Source organism: Bacillus sp. NTK034 (assembly GCF_017303275.1).
In the GTDB taxonomy this organism is placed as follows: Bacteria; Bacillota; Bacilli; order Bacillales; family Cytobacillaceae; genus Cytobacillus.
Genome location: NZ_JAFKOJ010000001.1, coordinates 41,675 through 63,405, shown reverse-complemented (window position 1 = coordinate 63,405; position 21,731 = coordinate 41,675). Strand labels below are relative to the sequence as shown.

The window sequence follows — 21,731 nt, the reverse complement described above, 5'->3', positions numbered from 1 at the left end:
CTGTATGCGGCTTGATTTCCGGGTCAAATGCAACCTGGATTTCACTGATTGTTTCGATTATATCGTCTGCTTCCGGCTCATCCAGAGCCAGTCCAATTTGTGGGCCTCCTCAGCCAAAGCCCGCGAAGTATACTCTAATGCCGGCCGCATCTTTCTCTTGAAACACTTGCTTCAATAGGTCCCGAGCTGAATCTGTAATTTTCAAGATTATCACCCTTCCTGCAGTTTCTGAATGGATCCAAGCTAAATATCAGTAACTGGGAATTCAACAAATAGCCTATTCCCAATACCCCCGCTTGTACTCGTTAATATTACTGCAATACTCCCCAGGAAGAAAGTATTTAGTTTATATCGTTCCCATTTCTTTATAAACATGTTTATTTTAAATACCCAAAAAAACGAACCACTTCAGATGTGGTTCGTCCTCCATTATTATAAGTATTTTCTATGAATGCTCTTCCCATCGTAAGTGAAAAGCATATTCTTGCCTTCAACAATGGTTTCCATATGGACTCCTCTTCCCCAAAGCTGGTATACGTATGGGAGTACTTTTTCAAGATATTTAAGATCCAGCTCAACTCCTTCAAACCAGTGCTTAAGGTAAAGCTCTCCATTCTTCATATAGTCGCCGTCATTAACCGTTAAATATGGGAATCCTCCATTTACACGCATGCTGACAAGCTGATCGCGAACATGCTCCCACTGTTTATCAACAATTTTATAATCCTTCCCCTGCTTTTGGAAAAGGTACATATCTTCTCTCATGACAAGGTCTTTTGTTAAATAATTTCTCAAAAATGAAATGTCTGATTCGATTTCACGTACCTCAAACATTTTTTCCCTGCCTGAACCTGGCACTACACCGCGTCTCTTCATTTCCTCCGACGGATTGTTATACCTCTCTTCAATATCCTCAAAAATTTTCAGTCCCAGATAATATGGATTGATTCCTGTTCTGGACGGCTGAACCACTCCTGCATTCAATTTGGCAAATTCAAGAGCTTCTGCAGATGTCAAATCCATTTCCCTTAAAATACGCTGATGCCAATAGGAAGCCCAGCCCTCATTCATGATTTTTGTTTCGAGCTGCGGCCAAAAATAGAGCATTTCTTCCCGCATCATAGTTAATATATCCCGCTGCCAGTCGGTGAGCTCCCTGCTGTAGCTTTCAATGAATAACAGTAAATCCTTTTCGGGTTTTGGAGGGAATTTCTTTTTCTTCTTCTTTGGCTCATGCTTTTTGTTCCTTTCATCCAACCCCCATAAATCATCATAAGGGCTAGACGCTGCCGTATCACCGCTGCTTTCATATTCATCTTCCGTACTCCATGAGAGCTTCGGCCTCATAAGAGACGGATCAATATGTTCTTCAATTGCCAGAACTGCATCAAGGAAAGTTTCCACTTCCTTCTTCCCAAACTCAATTTCATATTGCCTGATTCTTTCGGCAGTTGCAGCCATGCTCTCTACCATGTCCCTCTTTGTGTTTTGAAAACGGACATTATTTTTAAAGAAATCGCAGTGTGCTAAAACATGTGCAACAATTAATTTGTTCTGAATAAGGGCATTGGAATCGAGCAAAAACGCGTAGCAAGGATCCGAATTGATTACAAGCTCATAAATTTTTGATAATCCTAAATCATAATGCAGCTTCATCTTATGAAACTGTTTTCCAAAGCTCCAATGCGAAAACCTGGTCGGCATGCCATAAGCCCCGAATGTATAAATGATTTCTGCAGGACAGATTTCATACCTCATCGGGTAATAGTCCAAGCCAAACCCATTTGCAATTTCAGTAATTTCCTGAATGGCATATTCCAATGACTTATTTTCTTCTTCTCGCATTGCCACTCCCCCTTTTAGTCCTTACCATAATCTATGAACCAACAAGAGGATTGATGAGTAGTCTCTTCATAAGCTTGTTACAAATTACAGCAAAAAGCGGAGCATTCCGCCCCGCTTTCCACTTAGAATTAGTCACCCAATTCGACTTTTAATACTTTTCCTGTTTCAGCATCAATATCAACATCTGCTTCGCCTTTTTTTGTTTGCAGTTCAACTTCATATAGGATTTGACCATCGTCTTCATCTATTTCAATTTCTTTCATCGTTCCATTAACCTCTTTTTCAGCTATTTCAATAGCCTTTTGTTCGGAGATTATATTTTCCCCATTTACCTCTTTTTCAGACTGATCATTGTCATCATCATCATCTCGCTCTTTATTAAATGATATAACTTTTCCATCTAAGGCATTAATCTTAATATCGAAATCTTCTGTCCCGTTCTCAATATCAATTTCATAATACTGATTGCCATTTGCTCTTTCCAATTCAATGCTCTCTACTCTTCCCTCTGCTTCAGAAAGAGCAATCTTCTTCGCTTCTTCTACAGTAATCAAATCCTGTACTGCTTCTATTTTACTCCCGGTGCTTCCTTTTCCATTCGTATCTGCTGCACCTGCTGCAACAGCACCACCCAGCAATACAGCTCCTGCCAAAGAAATAACTGCAAATTTTTTGTTCATTTTATTCTTCCTCCTTTTTCTTTTCTACATGTTCAATATAACCGGTGAAAATGAGAGAAAAAGGATAAGAAAATTAAAATTTGATGAGAAAGGGATTAATCATCCCAGGTAACCGACAACACTTTTCCTGTAATAGCATGGATCTGGACAGCTGCTTCCCCGCCATCATCCTTTTCTATCTCAATAAGATAATAAGATCCCTTGTCTGTTTCTCCAAAGCTGATATCATCCACTTCCCCAGGTTCATTTTTTAGAGCAATCTGGACGGCTTCCTCTTCGGTTAGATTTTTGACAGGGACCTTAGTTTTCTCAGCAGCACGAGATAAAATTTCACCATTCAGAGCATCAACAATAATCTTAATCTTCTCTTCATCTTTCTGAACGATTGCCTCAAAGGCTGGCTTTTCTTTCTGAGTCACTTTTTTCAGGGAGAGTAATTCACCAGATTCTTCTGCCTGAATAATTCCCTTTATTTTTTCTTCATCAAGCTGTTTCTGTTCACCATTAGAAGTCTGATCCTTTTTTTCAAATGAAAGAATTTCTCCCCTGTTTTCACTCAGCATTATTTCATAGAACCCTTCTCCTCTTTTCATTTCAATCAAATAAGTGCTATTCACTTTTTTCAAATTCAGAATTTCTCCCTGATATCGGTCTTTTATTAATTCCCTGGCTTCACTTTCAGTGATGGATTCAGAAGCAGAGACATTAATGAATTGTATTACAGCAAATACAAGGAGCGCAGCAAGCAGAAGCCCCGAAGCTGAAATTATTATAAGTTTATGCTTCATTTCCTTACACCTCTTTACTTATCTTATTTCTCCATTATCTGATAATAAAATGAGAAAATGATGAGAATGGTTAAGTTATTTTGATGCTTATGGATGCTGCAGTTCCTAATCCTTCAGTACTTTCGAGTCTGATCTCAACCCCTAGAGCATCAGCGATTTCTTTGGCAAGAGCCAGTCCTAGTCCCGATCCTCCTGTTTTTCTGTTTCTTGCCTCATCTACCCGGTAAAAACGGTCAAACACCCTTGACAGATCCTTCTGGGGAATACCCATACCGCGATCTTCAATCCGGATATAAACTTCACTTTTCTCTATCCCAGCATTAACCCTTATGACATCATCACTGTATTTCCTGGCATTATCCAGAAAAATAAACAGGAGCTGCCTTAACTTATTTTCATCCGTTTGAATAAAGGTATTATCAGCCAATCTGAATTCCAACTGTATAGTCCTTTTAAAAGCATCTCCGTAAGTCCGAATAACTTGGGTTAAAAAACTGTTAAGATCTATCAATTTCAAATCGAGCATCCACTGGTCATCATGCCGTGCAAGCAAAAGAAGCTGTTCTGTCATTTCCTTCATTCTTAATGCCTCTGAATGAATGGCTTCTATTGATTCATTAAATAATTCAGGTTCTTTCAATCCTCTTCTCTTAAGCAGGCTTGAATAACTCTCAATAACAGTTAATGGGGTTTTTAACTCATGGGAAGCATTTGATATAAAAAGTTTTTGCTTTTCATAATTGGATTCAAGAAGATCTATCATATGGTTGAAGGTTTCACCCATTTGATGCAGCTCATCCTGAGATTTTTCCTCCAGTTCAAGACGTTTGAATTGGCCGCTTTTTCTAATTTCTTTCATGGTGGCTGTCATTGTTGCAACAGGCCTTGTAATAAACTTACTAAGGATAGCGCTGGAGATTAGAACGGGAATCATTGCCAGGACTGTGACAATCCCTAGAACGAAGCGTAGAGTCCTTAATATTTTTTCTGCACTTTCCATGCTTCTGGTCAGCTGAAAGCTCCCTATTTCACCATCTGGAAGGATCACTGGTGCAGACGCAAACATATAGGCCTTCTTATCACTTTCCATTGTTTTTATCAATTCATTGCTGATATACTCTGCAGGAATTTCACTGAGCGCCTTTTCATCCGCAGATGTTGAGGTTACTGCCTTTTTATCCGGCTGAACCAGTCTTACCATCCCACTTGAAGGAACAAGGGCCCTAAGCAGTTCAGCTTCCGGAACATTCCCGATTGAACTTTGTGCAATTTTTGTTATATTAGCCATTTCATTTGAAATGGCCGCCTGCTCATTTTCATATATTAATTTGCTGAAAACAGCATACACAGCGATATTCATGACAAGCAGCAATACGGCAAAGAGAACGGTTGTATACAAATAAATTTTCTTCCTAAGATTCATTTCGTCTCCTTTAATACATACCCTACTCCGCGGATTGTATGGATAAGAGAAGGCATCTCAGGCAAGTCTATTTTCTTGCGCAAATATCTGATATAGACATCCACGACATTTGTGTCCCCCAAAAAGTCATATCCCCAGACGGCCTCCAAAATCTGTTCCCTGTTCAGGACCTGTTTTTTATTTGTCATTAAATACACAAGTAAATCAAATTCTCTGGGCGTCAGTTCTATGAACTGATCTCCCCTGCTGACTTCTCTTGTTTTTTCATTGAGCTTTAAATTTGACACTTCCAGACAATCATTAGCTGCCGTTTCTTTGGCAGCCGCTGACTTAACCCTTAATGCCGCCCGAATCCTCGCAAGCAGTTCCTCAATCTGGAAAGGTTTTGTTATGTAATCATTCGCACCCAAATCTAAACCAGATACTTTATCTTCCACTGAGCTTTTAGCCGTCAGCAGCAAAATGGGGGTCTGTTTATCCTTGCTGCGAATTCTTCGCAGAATTTCAATTCCGCTAAATCCCGGCAGCATGATATCCAGAATAATTAAGTCCCAGCTGCCAGTTCGATAAAACTCCATTGCCTGAAAACCATCCATTGCCTTAGTCACTTGATAGCCCTCGAATTCAAGTTCAATTTCCAGAAGCCTGGCGATCTTAGCTTCATCTTCCGCAACAAGAATTGATTCCTTCATAAAACTCACTCTCCATATTTGACGCTTATATTCATAATCCAAGATTATCAGAAAGATTTGTTTTTATCATTATTTTAAATAAGGGGTTTGCTGGCCAAATTCAATGAAAAAAGCCCCCGAAGGAGCTTACTGAGTCTTTCTCTCTACAGATAGGCTAACCGCTTTGTTATCCTTGAGATTATGTGTGACCAAAACCAGCACAGTTACAGGCTTCCCATCTTCTTTTACTGTAAATGTGAAGGTGTCTGTCACATCTGTTTCGGTAACTTTTTTCCTTCCTCCGTACTGATAATCCACTACTTCTTCCCCAGGATAATCTTCCTTTACAACTGCGATGGCAATTCTTCCATACTTTTCATAATCCGGTTTTTGGACAGCTCCTGCTAAGGAGCCTCCCCCGGCTAATAAACAAACCAGCATAAACATCGTTAAATACTTTTTCATATATCCTCCAAAGCATGTGTCGTTAATTATATTTTTGGCCCAGTTTTTAATTTTATGTATGGAATTGTGTTATAAATGCATGTGGCCAATATACAGGTAAATGATGATAACCCTTTGAAATCAACAAGTCCAAGATTTACTTCGAAATAAAATTCTGCATCATCATAAACTATAATCAACTCCTGAAAGAGGAGGAGAGGACAAATGAATAAAGTGGATTATGACCGTGCGCTATATTACACGCACCGGTCAGAATGGGATAACCTGCTGATCCTGATGGTCAGAACAGATGATCAATTTCTTTCGAAGAAGATCGAACATTTCCTTCATGCCTACAACTTCGAAAAAGACTATTCTGTTATTGAGAAACATTTATATTCACTCTTGAGATATATTGACCATGCCAATGAATTATCGGAAAAACTGCTGCCAAACACAGTATTTTATGAACTAACTTAAAAATGAATTCCACCAATAATAAAACACGGATTTTTGGGTCCGTGTTTTTGTATTTATTTTATTTTATTTCCTGCTTAATTTGACCATACGCCTTCATATAAAGCTGAAGTTCTTTCATTAATCCCTCAACAAGCTGGGCAGGTTCCTCAAAAAGGCCATCATTTTCATAATCGAAACAATGCGGGTCCAGGACCAGCTGCTTAGGAATGACATTGGCGTATACACCCCTGCCCGCAATTCTCAAATTATTCAGGGCATTGATGCCGCCTTTTCCGCCTCCTGCCACAACCAGCAAGCCGACTGGCTTATGGGCAAATTGCTCGCTTCCGAGAAAATCCAGCGCATTTTTTAGAGCTCCGCTCATAGCACTGTGATACTCAGGGGAAGCAAGAATAACCCCATCAGAATCTGCAATCTGCTGGCGCAGCTTTTTAACGGCAGACAGCTGATATTGATCTTCTGTTCCATTATATAAAGGAATTTCTCCAAGACTTAAATCGATCAGTTCAGCATTATATTTCCTTGCAATATAACGAGAGGCTATTCCCGTTCTTCCCTTAGCTCGCGGGCTTCCATTAATAATCGTAAGCTTCATTCTAAACTCTCCTTTTAGTTCCTATATTCTTTAGTATATAGAAATATGCGCTTTTAAACATCGTCAGTATGGCTGAGTTTTATAAAGCTTATCTTAGGACTAATTCAGTAAATATCTTCTGCAACTTTAGGATGATTTTTTCAATTTGAATCTGCAATACCATGACGCACTGCATATAGTGCTGCCTGTGTTCTGTCAGCAAGTTCCAATTTGGACAATAAGTTGGAAACATGTGTTTTGACTGTCTTTTCTGTTATATAAAGGGATGAAGCAATTTCTTTATTGCTTTTCCCTTTTGCAATTTCCCGCAGAACTTCCAGTTCTCTTTTTGTCAGTTCTTCCAGCGGCTGCCTTTCTGTACTGTTTTTATTCGTTAAATGTGTGAGCAGATGGGAGGTGGCTTTGGGATGCAGCTGGTTCTCCCCTTTCATCAGCTGGATAATTGCCTGAACAAGAATATCCGGCTCAATGTCCTTGAGCTGATATCCTGAGGCCCCCGCCTCAATTGCCGGAATCACATGATCCTGGTCTGAAAAGCTTGTGAGTATCATGATCTTCACTTCAGGGCAGCTCGCTTTAATTTGCTTTGTGGCTTCAATACCATTCATAACAGGCATATCCAAGTCCATTAATACAACATCAGGCTGGTTTGTTTGCATCATCTCTACAGCTTCACGGCCGTTTTTTGCTTCTCCGATAATTTCTATTTCAGGCTGTGTTTTCAGAAAGAATACAAGACCCCTTCTTACAACATGATGATCGTCCGCTATTAAAACCTTGATGGCCATCTATTTCCCTCCCTTTTTCAAAGGAATGATAATTTCAATTTTCGTTCCTTTGTTTGGCTCTGTTTTTATTTTAAATAAACCATTCAGTGCTTCCGTCCTTTTCTTCATGCTTTTGAGCCCGAGAGAAGGGATATCATTTTCACGATAATGAAACCCTCTGCCGCAATCGGAAATCACCATTTCAACTGTTTTTTCATCCACTGTCAGTTCTAAATCTGCTGTTGATCCACCAGAGTGTTTTTTGCAATTGGCCAGTGCTTCCTGGCCAATTCTCCATAGTGTCTCTTCCACTTTTCCGGGCAGACAGATCACACCATTTACTTTTGAATTGAGCTTCAGGCCAAGCATTTGGCTGTAGGTCTGCATAGCACATACAATCCCATTTTCCAGGCCGCGGGGTTTCAGCTGCCAGATAAGTGCCCTCATCTCGCTTAAAGCTTCCTGTGCGAGATCCTGCATGTAAGAAAAGGTCTCTTTAATTTCAGGGCTATCAGTCATTTCAGCCCCTCCTCTTGCCGTTAAGCTTAAGGAGAATAATAGCTGGTTAACTGAATCATGCAGGTCCCTTGCCAGCCTATTTCTTTCCGCAGCAAGAGCCGTCTCCTGTTCCAGCTGCGTCAGTTTGATTCGTTTTATAGCCGTTCCAATTTGAAAAGCTACCGATTCCAGCAATGCCAATTCTTCAGGTGAAAAATGGGTTTTATCAGGTGAGCCGATATTAAGGATCCCAAACTTTTCTTCCCCTGCTCTCAGCGGTACGGAGGCATGATGGGTAAGCCCGTTGGTATCCTTTCTTTGCTCGGCAATGGCATCTTCTATTCTTTTGCATTCAATAATGTTCGAAGCTTTGTTTAATCTGCCGTCATTATAGCGGTCAATACACCAGCAGTCTCCCTTGCACATCGGTCTGCAGTTATCCGCTGAAAGAGCAGGAGGCAGTTTCTCTTCTGCTGCCAGGCGAAACTCCCCTTGGCTATCGATTAGAAATACCCATCCCGTTTCAAGACTGGTAATATGAAGCAATTTCTGCAGAACCTCTTTTAAAAGGGAATCAATTTCTGTTCCTTCATTCAACAGTTCTGCTATTTCTTTTAAAATTCTGATTTCAGATTGCCTTTTTTCCCCTAACACCCTTATCCCCCTTGGAACTTTCATATTATGTACTTTTATTATATAACTTTTATTCCCTTTCTTCCTTGGCATTTTGGAGGAAGCGGCCTGCGACTAAAGTTGTAGACAGAAAAACACCGAAGAGGAGGCCTCTCCGGTGCATATATTATGCAATTGGATAGTTTTGAACAAATGGATGAAGGACGATTTCGTCTATCAGCATGTGTTTCGGCGCAGACGCCATGTAAACAACAGCATTGGCGATATCTTCGACCTTTAGCCAATCTCTTTTCTCTTCAAGCCCCTGCTTAGATTCCGCAAAAAACGTATCTACCATGCCGGGATTAATGGTTCCGACGCGGATACCGTATTCTCTGACTTCCTGAGCTAAGGATCCCGAAAAGCCCTGCACTGCATATTTTGTAGCTGTATAGGCTGATCCATTGGGGATGGTGTATCTGGCTACGTCTGAAGAAATGGTAATGATTGTACCGGATTTACGCTCTTTCATGTACGGCAGTACTGCCTTGCATCCGAGGAAGACTCCCTGCACATTTACTTCAAAGACCTTTTTCCACTCGTCCAGTGTTGTTTCATCAACCTGCTTAAAAAAGCCCACCCCTGCATTGTTCACCAGAAGATCAAGCTGTTTGTACTTCTGAAGAGTTTTTTCAACTGCATCCTTTACTTGGGCTTCATCTGAAATATCTGCTTGAATGGGCAGTACATCTGCAAATCCCATATTCTTGAGATCTTCAGCAGATTGATTAACTTCCCCTGAACTTCCAATCAGGGTAAGCTTCATGCCCTGCTGGGCCAGTTTAACAGCAATTTCCTTGCCGATTCCTCTTGATGCACCTGTTACGATTGCCGCTTGTCCCTTTAACATCGAATCTTCCTTTCCGGATAATAACTTTCTGGATATTAAAAGCTATTTTAATACTGAACTGCCCATTCTTTCTTCTACGATTTGCATAAAGTCTTTTTGAACAGATTCCAGTTTTTCCTTGCTGCTGGCTAATGAGGAGGCACTGATTCCAAAGTAGAATTTAATTTTCGGTTCTGTACCTGATGGCCTTAGGCAGATCCAGGTCCCATCTTCGAAGAAATACTTAATAACATTGGACTTCGGCAGGTCTATTACTTTCTCCATTCCATCTTCTTCTGTTCTTATTCCTGTTAAGTAATCTTCAACTGCCTGGACCTTCATTCCTTGAAGGTCTTTTATCGGATTGGCACGGAAGGATGCCAGGGTCTGCTGGATTTTTTCTGCTCCTTCAATTCCCTTTAGAGTAATTGATTTTAACCCTTCAAGAAAATAGCCATACTCGTCAAATAAGCTGAGCAATGCATCATAAAGGGACATGTTTTTCTTTTTATAAAAAGCAGCCATTTCCGCAGCAAGCAAAGCTGCCTGGATAGCATCTTTATCCCTTGCAAAGTCGCCGATAAGATAGCCATAGCTTTCCTCATATCCAAACAGGAAGCTGTATTCACCAGTCTCCTCGTATTCCTTGATTTTTTCTGCAATAAACTTAAAGCCTGTTAAAACATCGATGGTTTCTACACCAAAAGATGAAGCAACCTTGCGTCCAAATTCAGATGTAACGATCGTTTTTAGCATAATGCCATTGTCGGGCAGTGTATTCTTCTCTTTCTTCTGAGAAAGTATATAGTGAAGCAGCAATGCACCTGTCTGATTTCCTGTCAAAAGGACATACTCACCATCTTTGTTTTTTGCAGCAATGCCAAGACGATCAGCATCTGGGTCTGTAGCAATTAAAATATCTGCATTTGTCTCTCTTCCATCTCTCATGGCCAGCTCAAATGCAATTTTCTCCTCTGGATTAGGACTCTTTACTGTTGAAAACTCAGGATCCGGGAGCTCCTGTTCCTTTACTACATGCACATGTTCATAACCCAAAGCAGCCAAAGCCTCTCTAATTGGCTTATTGGCTGTACCGTGCAGAGGTGTAAAAACTACATGAACATCTGTTTCATTTGCAGCATCAGGGTTTTCGGAAATGGTAAGGAGCTGCTTCTGATAGGCCTGATCAACTGTAGTTCCAATCATTGTGATAAGCCCTTTTTCCTTTAAATTGTTCTCGTCCATCACTTCAATAAGCAGTTCGTTTTCTATTTCATTTACTTTGCCGATAACAATGTCAGCTTCGGCAGGAGTCAGCTGAGCACCGTCCGATCCATACACCTTATAGCCATTGTATTCCGGAGGATTATGGCTTGCTGTCACGACTATCCCAGCATACGCATGCAGGTACCGGACTGCGAATGAAAGTTCAGGTGTTGGGCGGAGTTCGTCAAATACATATGTCTGAATGCCCCTGCTGGCAAGTGTTTTAGCCGCTTCCATTGCAAATTCAGGGGACATGCGGCGTGAATCATATGCAATTGCCACCCCTCTGTTCTTTGCTTCCAATCCTTTTTCTTCTATGTATGCGGCAAGTCCCGCAGATGCCTTACGGACTGTATATATATTCATGCGGTTTGTTCCAGGTCCTATCTCCCCGCGCATACCGCCTGTTCCAAATTCCAGTCCCTTATAAAACGCTTCTTCAAGGAGCTTTTCATTTCCCTGCAGACCTTTCAGCTGTTCCAGTAATTCACTGTCCAAATTCTCATGTTTTATCCATCGTTCTGCCGCTGTCTTCCATTCCATCGTATGACCTCCTAAAAAAAGCTTCTTCATATTCCTTTTCGAGTTCCAGGCGATTTTCCCTCTTAAAAACATCCGAGTTTTTTTGACAAAATTCACCCTAAAATTATGTATGCTTCCGCTGAAAAGCATTGAGCGCCAGGTGAAAGGCGCTCAATCTGCAACTATATATTACTTCTTATATTTAATGCTGTAAATATCATGCCTGCGGTCTTTTAGCTGGCGCACTGTGCCATCCTGTCTTTGCCGGCGGAGAATTTCCAGATCAACATCACCAATCAGGACCATTTCAATATTTGGATTGGTCTCTCCCACAATGCCATCCCTTGCAAACTCAAAATCAGATGGTGCAAATATGGCAGACTGTGCATACTGAATATCCATATTCTCAGTTTGCGGAAGATTGCCCACCGTTCCTGAAATTACCGTGTATATCTGATTTTCAACAGCGCGGGCCTGAGCACAATAGCGCACCCGCAAATATCCTTGGCGATCTTCAGTACAAAAAGGTGTAAATATAATTTTTGCACCTTTATCAGTGGCAATTCTCGCCAGCTCAGGGAATTCGATATCATAGCAAATTTGGATGGCTATTTTTCCGCAATCCGTATCAAATACTTTCACTTCGTCCCCGCGGCTGATTCCCCACCATTTGCGCTCATTTGGCGTAATATGGAGCTTATACTGCTTTTCAATCGTCCCATCGCGGCGGAAAAGATAAGCAATATTATAAATCTCATCATCATCTTCTTTAACAAAATGAGAACCGCCAATTATATTGATATTATACCTGACTGCCAAATCCGTAAATAACTCGATATATTGCTCAGTGTATTCCGTCAGCTTCCTGACCGCAAGGCTTGGTGACCGTTCGTCCAGAAATGACATTAACTGGGTGGTAAATAGCTCGGGAAATACAGCAAAGTCAGAACCGGAATCAGAAGCAACATCTGTAAAGTATTCCACCTGATGGGCAAATTCATCGAAGGATTTAATCTGCCGCATTAAATATTGCACCACACATATACGGACCGGGTAGCTTGTTTTATAAAAACGCTTAGTCATTGGCCTGTAATCAACATTATTCCATTCCATCAGCGTTGCATATTTATTTGACTGAACATCATCAGGCAAATAGTTCGGGTTAATCCTCATCAGAGTAAATCCATTCAGGAGCTGAAAGGATAATACCGGGTCATAGATTTTATGAAGAGAGACCTCGTTCACATACTCACGGGGGTTCATTTCTTTCGCGTATTTATGATAATTCGGAATGCGCCCCCCTATGATGATACTTTTTAAATTTAAAGATCTGACAAGCTCTTTTCTCTCCTCATACAGGCGATGGCCAATTTTCATTCTGCGGTAATCCGGATGAACCATGACTTCTATCCCATAAAGGTTATAGCCTTCCGGATTATGGTTCGTTATGTATCCTTTATCTGTTACATCATCCCAGGAATGACGATCATCATACTCATCAAAATTGATTATAAGGCTCGAACACGAACCAATGATTTCCCCATCATATTCTGCAACAAACTGGCCTTCTGGGAAAATATCCAGATGGCTTTCAAGCTGATCCTTCTTCCAGGGTATCATGCCGGGGAAACAGAGCTCCTGAAGTGCAATGATATGATCTATATCTGAATGCCGTGTATTTCTGATAATCATTTTTTTCTCAAACTTCTTTAAATCAAGCTTTGTCAATGGTGGTGCACTCCTTTTGGAAATAATAATTATCCTGGGGGCTGATAAAAAGTTCATCCTCTCCAGTGATATACAGGTCTTTTCCCTTATTTACTGTATTCATAACACCCTCTGAATTTTCTCAGCCAATTTCCCCCTTATGCTTATCTTGCGTCTTTTCCTTTATATATATTTCTATAAAGGGGCTGAATGTCTTCTTTTAATTTCCGTAATGATGCTAATACCATTTCAATATTACAATTGCCCTATTTCTGATGGTCGTTTGAACATGTTAATTTACAAGGCATGTCCAATAGCTTTATAATTTTAGAGTACATATTAATAAGGAGATTATTATGGAGAAAACACAAACAGACCGACGGGAGAATTTGCTGTTTATTGCCTGGGCAGCATCAATTCTGGCCCTGTTCGGCAGCCTTTATTTTTCGGAAATCAGGCAATACGAGCCTTGCGAGCTTTGCTGGTATCAAAGAATTGTCATGTACCCATTTGCTGTTATATTAGGCTTGGCTGTTATTAAGAAAGATTATCGCATCAGCCTTTATACAATGGTGCTATCTGCAGTTGGAGCAGGAATATCGATATACCACTATTCCATCCAGAAAATTTCATTTATGGCAGACCATGCTGCAGCATGCGGGAGAGTTCCCTGTACAGGGCAATATATAAATTGGCTTGGATTCATCACAATTCCGTTTTTAGCATTGACAGCTTTTATTATTATTCTTACATGCAGTTATCTTGTCTGGAAGAAAACCAAGGAGGTAGCAGTTTAATGAAAAAGGTCATCATTTTCCTTGCCATTATCGTTGTGTTATTCGCAGCTGTTGGAATCTTAACTAAAATGCAAAATGAAGAAAAAGTGTCAGGGGATAATCCATATGAAAAGGATTCACTTCATCCTGAAACAGTCAAACAGCTTGAAGACCCAAATTATCAAAATTTGATTCTTCCTGAGGAATTGGACAAAAAGTTAAATGAAAATGAAGATGTAACTGTGTATTTTTATAGCCCGACATGCCCTCATTGCCAGAGGACAACTCCTATTGTGTCTCCTCTCACAGAAGATATGGGCATCGACCTGGTTCAATTCAACCTGCTTGAATTTGAAGACGGCTGGGATAATTATGGAATTAAGGAGACTCCAACAATTGTTCAATTCAAAGACGGCAAGGAGGTTAACAGAATTACTGGTTACCAGGAAAAAGAAGTCTTTGAACAATGGTTTAATGAGAATTCGAAATAACCAAAAACGCCTGCGGCTCAGTCAGCTGCAGGCGTTTTTTTATACAAGCATTTCATTTGCGGCTTTGGCATAGACACTGAACAAACTATTCCGCGGCATCCTTTCTCCGCAAAAATGACTGTAGTCAAATGGGAATGACAAACCGAATTCTTGAAGTATTTGAACATTTTTGACGAAAATCATCTCATATTTGTCATTCATTTGCCGGGATTCCAGAATAGCCATTAGCGTCTGCAGCCCTGCTATAACCTGGTAAGCCTCCTTTAATGTTCCGAAGTATTCAAAGTGCCGTGTAGAAGTATGTAAAATCTTCTGCTGTTCAAATTCTCTTATGTCATCATCTGTGAAATAAAGAGGAAACACATTTGAATAGAATTTTCTAATTAACTCTTGAATTTTTTGTTCCTGATCAGGAGTTGATGCAAATACAACTTTCACTGATAACCCACCTTTGTAATCCTTGTAATCAGTTCGTAATATATAATTTAGAATATCATATTCTGAAAGCCCTTTAGGGTGGTAATTATACCCATGGAGAAGGGATTTGTTGACATTTATTCCTCCTGAGGAAATAGATGGCACAGGTTTAATGCTTTATAATTGGTTCTAAAGTTCTATATTAACTCCATTTTCAGCAAAATAAAAGGTGTTATTAAATATTACAATAATATTTTGTAAACACCTATTCCTTTTATCAGCTGTTTTTAAAGGCTAATATATTATTGTAATTAATTTATATGTATGAAAGTCACGATTATTCAATCAGGATAGGAGTAATTTATGGTAAAAATACAAAGGTTTGGCGAATGGTGTGAAATAGAGGTGCCTGTTAAATGGCAAGGATATACCGTCCAATATATAGTCCGGACATTATGGGGAGCACCCAAAAAACAGACACACAATATGAGGATGAACAAGCAGGTATTAATCAATGATGAACCTGCCAATTGGACAAAGCCGCTAAATGCAGGGACTAAATTAAAATTCCACTTCTTTGAAGAGGAAAATATAGGCATTCTACCCTATTATTATGACATCGAAGTACTCTTTGAAGATGATCATTTACTTGTTTTGAATAAGCCTGCAGGCATGGACACGCATCCTAATTCTCCAGAGCAAAATAATACATTAGCAAACGCTGCTGCCTTTCATATACAGATGCAGGGCGAATGCAGAAGCATAAAACATATTCATCGCCTGGATCGAGATACGACCGGTGCCATTTTGTTTGCCAAACATGCCTTGGCAGGAGCAATCCTGGATAAAGAACTGGAAGACAGAAAAATAAAACGTACATATTTAGCATTGGTTCATGGCAGGGTTTCAAAGATCAAAGGAACCATCAGCGAGCCAATTGGGCGGGACAGGCATCATCCAACCAGAAGAAGAGTATCTCCCAGCGGCCAGCCTGCTGTCACAAACTATGAACTGATCGAGTACTTTCCTAAGCTAAATCTTTCACTTATTAAGTGCCAGCTGGATACAGGCAGAACACATCAGATCCGTGTTCATCTCAGCTATATCGGACATCCTCTAGCAGGGGATATTTTATATGGCGGGAAACCGGCTTTTCCCCGGCAGGCACTGCACGCCGTAAAACTTGAGATTCCACACCCTTTCTTAGAGGAAACTATAGTCTGTCATGCACCTTTTTTAGATGATCATGAGGTTTTTAAGGGAATTGATCCGTATGCCTTTTAATAACGATTTAAGCTGCCCTTTCAGGGGCAGCTTTTAATTCACTAAAACAAAGAAGTTGTGGCTATCAGCTCAAAAAAAGAAGCCCCATATAGGACTTCTTTCAGATGATTCTATTAGTCATGAGATTTGCGCATAGCCTTCATAATGAAGCCTACAATGAATACAAGCACGATAGCACCAATTAAAGCAGGAATAATAGCAAAGTCAGCTACTACTGGACCCCAATCACCAAGAATTAATGAACCTAACCATGCACCAATGAAACCAGCGATGATGTTACCAATTACGCCTCCTGGAATATCTCTTCCCACAATCATACCTGCTAACCAACCAATGATACCACCTATAATTAATGCCCATAAAAAGCTTAACATTGAAAATCACTCCTCGTTTTGATTTAATTTAGTTTCTGTTCAGATTAAGAATTTCATTCAGCAGCTGCGCAGCTTTTGGTGATCTTATCTGCTTGTACAATTAAATTACCCAGGATTCACTATCTAAAACCAAAAAATAAAAAACTATTCTTCTGGAAAAATTTTATATAAAAAAAGCACCCCTTAGGATGCTTTTAAATAGCTTAATTAAAAATCAAATTTGTCCGGGTCGGCCCCAAATCGCTGATTTTTATTTAATGTATTCATTTGTCTCATATCTTCTTCCGTTAATTCAAAATCAAAAATATTTGCATTTTCCCTTAATCGTTCTTCTTTAACTGATTTGGGTATTACGATAATACCATTTTGGAGATGCCACCTTAATATAACTTGGGCTGATGATTTGCTGTGATGTTCGGCAATTTCTTTTATTGCAGGGTCCTCCAGCACTCTGCCCCTTGCAATTGGAGACCAGGCCTCCACTTTTATATTGTGCTCATCACAAAATACCCTTATTTCTTCCTGAGATAGCAGAGGATGAAGCTCAACCTGATTGACTGCAGGCTTTTCACCTGAGTTTTCCATTATGTCCTTTAAATGATGAATTTGAAAATTGCTCACGCCGATGGCTCTTACCTTTCCATCCCTATAAAGCTTTTCAAGCGCTCGCCAGGTTTCCAGGTATTTCTCCTTAACTGGCCAATGGATTAGATATAAATCGATGTACTCTAAACCCAATTTCATTAAACTCTTATCAAAGGCACCTAAAGTTTGCTCATATCCCTGTTCCGTATTCCACACCTTTGTCGTTATGAAAAGATCTTCCCTGGGAACACCGCTTTCTTTTATTGCCCTTCCAACACCCTCTTCATTGTCATAAAAGGCAGCGGTATCAATTAGTCTGTAGCCTATGTTTATTGCATTTTTCACCGTGTCTTCAACCTGCTGGCCCTCTTCTACTTTATATACTCCCAGCCCGAATTGGGGCATTTCAACTCCATTATGCAATGTTAAAGTGCTCCTGATATCCTTCAAGATGAAATCATCTCCTTTATGTTTTTACTTCATTTTACCATTTGCATGAAAAGGAGACCTACTCTTTACACTGCCAAAACAAAAGCGATTGCCCTGGGATGCAATCGCCGATCTATATAAACGGCAAATGCCGGGATTGTGATATCGCGGTTTTTCGCCATCCCTTCATATGTAAGATTGATTTTCCCGGAGAAAAAATGTCCTAAACAATGGACTATAAATTTTTTTTTGAATTACGAAGCAATCTAATCAAAAAAAAGCAGCCTGAAAAATCAGCTGCTAAAAGTACTATCCTATAATAAAATTGTTTTTTTCCAGTCCATAGAAATATAATCGATGCAGAGGCCTTGTCATGGCAACATAAAGAAGCTTAATATCCAATTCATATTCTTTGGAAAATTCTTCTTCAAGTGACAGAATCATGACCGCATCAAATTCGAGGCCCTTTGCCAAGTAGGAAGGTACGATGACGATCTCATCCTTTGGTATACTTTCCTGCTCCTGCAGCAGTTTAAAAGGGAGTTTGGCATGCTCTTCAAAAAGGCCATGAATGAGCAGGCAGTCTTTCATCGTTTTCCCGATCACTGCAAACGTTTTATAATTTTCTTTTTTTAATGAAATTACCTGTTCCTCAAGCTGCTGTACAAGCCCATGGCCATTCTCTCTCTTGATAAATTCAGGACTTTTCCCATGGCGGACAACCGGCTCCACTTCGGGGAATGAATAGGGAAGAAGCTTGAGCAATTCATTTGCCTTTTCCATGATTTCCACTGTAGTACGATAGCTTTTTTGAAGCTCTGTATATGTTGCACGCGGAAAAATAAAGTCTAGAACCTCCTGCCAGCTTGTTAATCCCCTGTAAGAATGAATTCCCTGTGCAAGATCACCCACTAATGTGAACATATCCGTATCAAGTGACTTCTTTAAAGAGAGGAGCTCCATAAAGCTGTAATCCTGTGCTTCATCAATGACGATATTTTTTGCCTTCAGCTCTTTAGGAATGCCAAAAAGGCTTTCCTGCAGGTAAAGCATTAAAGCTAAGTCTTCTCTCTCATAAACTTTTTTTCTGAACAACTTCCGGCAATATTCACATAGCAGTTCTGCATCTCTTACAGGCAATTTCCCGCCTGATAATCTTGAAAGACGGATGGAGTCTTCAAACAGGTCTTTATAGTAACGGACCAGGCTTTTTTTCGGAAATTGTTTCATGTATTTTGGCACAGCAGTTCTGAAGCTTTTCTTTAATTCTTCCAGTCTGGCTGCTTTTTTATCAAGCGCATCTGAAACATATTGCCTTCTTTTTTCAGGGTCTTTCCCTCTGTAAAGTGCCCTTTCGATCCTCACGTCATAATACGCTTCCATTTTCTTTATGATATTTTTCTTTTTCTTAGCAAGATCGTTTTGAAGCACAGCCTTTAATTTTTCCAGCCTTCGATAAAGAGGGAGATAATTGTAATCCACCAAAAAAAGCTGGAAGAACTTCTTATGGCTGAACAGCCTGAATTTATCTACCATAAAATCATCACTTGGGCAAAAGCTATTATAAATTTCTTTTAGGTAATTGGCGAGGATTACCTGAAAAACAGGCGATCCTTTAATGGAAGATGCCCAGGCTGCAAGGTTTGCTTCTTCACTGCCATGGCCTTCGAGCAAATTCACCAATTTACTGTCATCATCCATTTTAAGTTTTTCACCAAGACATGCCAGCACAAATTCCTGGTAGGTAGTCTGGCGGACTCTTTCTACCCCAAGCTCTGGAAGAGCTTCTGAAATATAATCAATGAATAGCCTGCTCGGTGCCAGAATCATAAGCTGTTCAGGCGCAAAATTTTCTTTGTACTGGTAAATGAAATAACTTATCCTGTGCAGGGCAATTGTTGTCTTGCCGCTGCCTGCTGCCCCCTGAACAATAATGGGCTTATTCAAATCAGCACGTATTATTTTGTTCTGTTCTTCCTGTATGGTTGAAATAATGTCTGTGAGGCGGTTGCTTGAGCTTTTAGACAGTGATTCCTGAAGTAATTCATCTGTAGTCGTGAGGTCTATATCCCGGATCTCATCCAGAACCCCGTCTTCAATCATATATTGCCGTTTCAATGAGAGATGGCCTGTAAAGCTTTCTTCATAGGAATGGTATTGAACCTTACCCAGCCTGCCTTCATAGTATAAATTGGCTATCGGAGATCGCCAGTCAACAATAATCTGCTCCTGGTTCTCCCTTGAATACAATGAAGTTTTGCCTATGTATAAAATCTCTTTTTCATTTAAATCTTCCCTTAGGAAATCTATTCTGGCGAAATAAGGCTTTTTCCGTGCTTTTTTCAATTGTTTTAATTCATCTTTGGACATCTCAAAAAAACGGGCATTTGTCAGTAAAGAAGAGTAACTTAAACTTGATTCAAGCCAATCAACGTCTTCGAAAGCTTCTTTCATATTCTCCTGAAATTTATCTTTGCTGGATTCTGATGTTTTAATTACGACATCAATATAACGTTTCGTAAATTCCAGCCGCTGAATTTCCTGCTGAAAATCGGGGTGTTCGAATTCAGATGGCATATGTTTCTCCTTTCAATTGTTTTTCAGCCGCAATGGAGAAATACATATGAGCGTACGCGTGGGCAGAAAAATATATTATCAGAAAAATCTGCAAGAAGCAAGGGTCAGGAACTGATTTGGCTTTGTCGAATTGGGGTGTTAAATGCATTGGGAATCATGTTAATTTATAATATAGAAAAACCCTTTTTAGGAGGTGATGAAAGTGGACATTGCAATTGCAATGCCTGATAATGCAGCGTCTCATGCAAAGCCTGATATTGGTGGCGATACTTTGCATGAGGCGGTAATGGACTAAATATTATCGCCCATTCAGATGAAACCATTTCTGATATCGGCTTTGCACCTTATTCATTTTTTATTGTCAAAAATAATAAGGAGCTGGCAGAAATGAGTTATGTAAAAGCGAATGCCGTTTTACCGGAGAATTTGATAGCAGAAATTCAAAAATATGTTCAGGGTGAGGCCATTTATATCCCCAAGCCTGAAAAAGCCTACCAAAAATGGGGCACCCGCTCTGGAGCAAGAAAGGCACTGGAGGAAAGGAACCATTCTATTAAAGGTGCCTTCCAAAACGGCAAAACAATCAGCCAATTGGCGGAAGAACATTTTCTTTCAGTAGAAACAATCAAGAAAATAGTTTATAAAAAGTGAATTATTCGCACTGAACCTTGTTCAGTGCTTTTTCATATGCCAAGTTCATTTCCTAATCGTTCTATACATTTACATTTTTATGTAATTCTTTTAAAGTGAAGGTGATATATAAAGGTGCTGAAGGTATAGGAGTGGGAATAATGGAACCTTTCATCAGAAATGATCAATATAATTTTATAAAATCTCAGACGCAAGTGTTAATCAATGGCCATGCCTCTGTCAATGATACAGGAGTGCTGAATGCACTGAAATCACTTTCGGCTGAGAAGGTATTAAGCCTTTTTGAAGAAATTAGCGAGGAACAAAAACAGCTTCTTTCCCCAGTTGTTGATATAAAAGAAAGAGATCAGGCTGATGCCTTCTTGGCACAAATAAAAGATTATGTGATACCGTTTCCATCTTTGACAGAACAATCCATCAAAAAGCTGTTCCCTAAAGCAAAAAAATTAAAGATACCAGCACTTGAAGATATTGATTTCAGGGAAATAAGCTACTTGGGATGGGATGACAAAGGCACAAACAGGAAGTATATGATTAGCCTGCTGAATGGCAAACTGACTGGTTTAGTTGGAACATTTAAACCGCTGAGCAAAAAAGGAATCTGTTCCATCTGCAGCAAATTCGAAGAAACAGGCTTGTTCTTAACTGAAATCAAAGGGGCTTCGCTTGGCACCTATACAAAGAAAGGGAATTACATTTGCCGGGACAGCCAGAAATGCAATGAAAATTTGAATTCACAGGAAAAGCTCCAGGATTTTATTGGAAGGCTGAAAGGATAGATAGTTATCCCCATAATTAAGACACCGCCGAGTTTGGCGGTGTCTCTTTCAGTTATAAATGGGCTTTTCGTTTATTCTCCATAATCTAGGGAATATTATTGTAATAAAAAAAACTATCATATTTTGTCGATTTCGTATAAAATAGTTACGTTTGATTGAATTTTTCCTAAAATAATTGGGG

Annotated in this window: 22 protein-coding genes; 6 read left to right on the top strand and 16 right to left on the bottom strand. The window is 39.8% G+C overall.

What is annotated here, in order from left to right; genetic code table 11:
* Positions 1 to 432: 432 nt before the first annotated feature.
* From JI665_RS00385 to JI665_RS00360, 6 genes are all read right to left on the bottom strand, one after another.
* A complete protein-coding gene (locus JI665_RS00385; RefSeq protein ID WP_206834872.1) occupies positions 433 to 1,845 on the bottom strand; it encodes a SpoVR family protein in 1,413 nt (470 codons plus the stop codon).
* Positions 1,846 to 1,973: 128 nt separating this feature from the next.
* Positions 1,974 to 2,525, bottom strand: a complete 552-nt coding sequence (locus JI665_RS00380; protein WP_206834870.1) for a PepSY domain-containing protein — start codon at positions 2,523 to 2,525, stop codon at positions 1,974 to 1,976.
* Between the two features lie 95 nt (positions 2,526 to 2,620).
* The gene (locus JI665_RS00375; RefSeq protein WP_206834868.1) at positions 2,621 to 3,313 is read right to left on the bottom strand and encodes a PepSY domain-containing protein; all 693 of its coding nucleotides are present in this window, start codon (positions 3,311 to 3,313) and stop codon (positions 2,621 to 2,623) included.
* 70 nt (positions 3,314 to 3,383) lie between these two features.
* On the bottom strand, positions 3,384 to 4,736 hold the full coding sequence (locus tag JI665_RS00370; protein ID WP_206834865.1) for a HAMP domain-containing sensor histidine kinase: 1,353 nt from the start codon (positions 4,734 to 4,736) through the stop codon (positions 3,384 to 3,386).
* A complete protein-coding gene (locus JI665_RS00365; protein WP_206834862.1) occupies positions 4,733 to 5,428 on the bottom strand; it encodes a response regulator transcription factor in 696 nt (231 codons plus the stop codon). The genes JI665_RS00370 and JI665_RS00365 overlap by 4 nt, the downstream gene beginning before the upstream one ends.
* A 126-nt stretch (positions 5,429 to 5,554) precedes the next feature.
* The gene (locus JI665_RS00360) at positions 5,555 to 5,872 is read right to left on the bottom strand and encodes a DUF3889 domain-containing protein (protein WP_206834861.1); all 318 of its coding nucleotides are present in this window, start codon (positions 5,870 to 5,872) and stop codon (positions 5,555 to 5,557) included.
* Between the two features lie 204 nt (positions 5,873 to 6,076).
* Between JI665_RS00360 and JI665_RS00355 the strand changes: the two genes are divergently transcribed.
* Complete coding sequence (locus tag JI665_RS00355; RefSeq protein WP_206834859.1) at positions 6,077 to 6,331, top strand: YhdB family protein; 255 nt, start codon at positions 6,077 to 6,079, stop codon at positions 6,329 to 6,331.
* Between the two features lie 58 nt (positions 6,332 to 6,389).
* Here JI665_RS00355 and JI665_RS00350 read toward each other — a convergent pair whose 3' ends face one another.
* From JI665_RS00350 to JI665_RS00325, 6 genes are all read right to left on the bottom strand, one after another.
* Positions 6,390 to 6,926 carry an NADPH-dependent FMN reductase gene (locus JI665_RS00350; protein WP_206834857.1) on the bottom strand — a complete coding sequence of 179 codons (537 nt, stop codon included), beginning with the start codon at positions 6,924 to 6,926 and terminating at the stop codon, positions 6,390 to 6,392.
* A gap of 140 nt (positions 6,927 to 7,066) precedes the next feature.
* Entirely contained in the window at positions 7,067 to 7,714 is a 648-nt protein-coding gene (locus tag JI665_RS00345) for a response regulator (protein WP_206834855.1), read from the bottom strand.
* The gene (locus tag JI665_RS00340; protein WP_312886112.1) at positions 7,715 to 8,845 is read right to left on the bottom strand and encodes a GAF domain-containing sensor histidine kinase; all 1,131 of its coding nucleotides are present in this window, start codon (positions 8,843 to 8,845) and stop codon (positions 7,715 to 7,717) included. It lies immediately after the preceding gene.
* Between the two features lie 145 nt (positions 8,846 to 8,990).
* Complete coding sequence (locus JI665_RS00335; RefSeq protein ID WP_206834850.1) at positions 8,991 to 9,713, bottom strand: SDR family oxidoreductase; 723 nt, start codon at positions 9,711 to 9,713, stop codon at positions 8,991 to 8,993.
* Between the two features lie 42 nt (positions 9,714 to 9,755).
* Complete coding sequence (locus JI665_RS00330) at positions 9,756 to 11,501, bottom strand: phospho-sugar mutase (RefSeq protein WP_206834849.1); 1,746 nt, start codon at positions 11,499 to 11,501, stop codon at positions 9,756 to 9,758.
* 168 nt (positions 11,502 to 11,669) lie between these two features.
* Entirely contained in the window at positions 11,670 to 13,172 is a 1,503-nt protein-coding gene (locus tag JI665_RS00325) for a bifunctional GNAT family N-acetyltransferase/carbon-nitrogen hydrolase family protein (protein WP_009331513.1), read from the bottom strand.
* A 371-nt stretch (positions 13,173 to 13,543) separates the two neighbouring features.
* On the opposite strand from JI665_RS00325, the gene JI665_RS00320 reads away from it, so the two are divergent.
* Together JI665_RS00320 and JI665_RS00315 are read left to right on the top strand one after the other, a co-directional pair.
* On the top strand, positions 13,544 to 13,984 hold the full coding sequence (locus tag JI665_RS00320; RefSeq protein WP_206834847.1) for a disulfide oxidoreductase: 441 nt from the start codon (positions 13,544 to 13,546) through the stop codon (positions 13,982 to 13,984).
* Positions 13,984 to 14,454 (top strand): thioredoxin family protein, encoded by a 471-nt coding sequence (locus tag JI665_RS00315; RefSeq protein WP_206834845.1) that lies wholly within the window; start codon positions 13,984 to 13,986, stop codon positions 14,452 to 14,454. Before JI665_RS00320 ends, JI665_RS00315 begins: the two co-directional genes overlap by 1 nt.
* A 39-nt stretch (positions 14,455 to 14,493) precedes the next feature.
* Here the strand turns inward: JI665_RS00315 and JI665_RS00310 are convergent, their stop codons facing one another.
* A complete protein-coding gene (locus JI665_RS00310; RefSeq protein WP_206834842.1) occupies positions 14,494 to 14,892 on the bottom strand; it encodes a YhcU family protein in 399 nt (132 codons plus the stop codon).
* Between the two features lie 342 nt (positions 14,893 to 15,234).
* On the opposite strand from JI665_RS00310, the gene JI665_RS00305 reads away from it, so the two are divergent.
* Positions 15,235 to 16,155, top strand: coding sequence for an RluA family pseudouridine synthase (locus JI665_RS00305; RefSeq protein WP_206834839.1), 921 nt, complete (start codon positions 15,235 to 15,237; stop codon positions 16,153 to 16,155).
* A gap of 113 nt (positions 16,156 to 16,268) precedes the next feature.
* On the opposite strand, the gene JI665_RS00300 is transcribed toward JI665_RS00305, so the two are convergent.
* From JI665_RS00300 to helD, 3 genes are all read right to left on the bottom strand, one after another.
* On the bottom strand, positions 16,269 to 16,529 hold the full coding sequence (locus tag JI665_RS00300) for a GlsB/YeaQ/YmgE family stress response membrane protein (RefSeq protein ID WP_206834835.1): 261 nt from the start codon (positions 16,527 to 16,529) through the stop codon (positions 16,269 to 16,271).
* Between the two features lie 207 nt (positions 16,530 to 16,736).
* Entirely contained in the window at positions 16,737 to 17,564 is an 828-nt protein-coding gene (locus JI665_RS00295; RefSeq protein WP_280516049.1) for an aldo/keto reductase, read from the bottom strand.
* Between the two features lie 288 nt (positions 17,565 to 17,852).
* Positions 17,853 to 20,120 carry an RNA polymerase recycling motor HelD gene (helD, locus tag JI665_RS00290; protein ID WP_206834832.1) on the bottom strand — a complete coding sequence of 756 codons (2,268 nt, stop codon included), beginning with the start codon at positions 20,118 to 20,120 and terminating at the stop codon, positions 17,853 to 17,855.
* Positions 20,121 to 20,507: 387 nt separating this feature from the next.
* On the opposite strand from helD, the gene JI665_RS00285 reads away from it, so the two are divergent.
* Entirely contained in the window at positions 20,508 to 20,771 is a 264-nt protein-coding gene (locus JI665_RS00285) for a CD3324 family protein (RefSeq protein ID WP_206834829.1), read from the top strand.
* Between the two features lie 140 nt (positions 20,772 to 20,911).
* Positions 20,912 to 21,550, top strand: coding sequence for a FusB/FusC family EF-G-binding protein (locus JI665_RS00280; protein ID WP_206834827.1), 639 nt, complete (start codon positions 20,912 to 20,914; stop codon positions 21,548 to 21,550).
* The last annotated feature ends 181 nt before the right edge of the window (positions 21,551 to 21,731 follow it).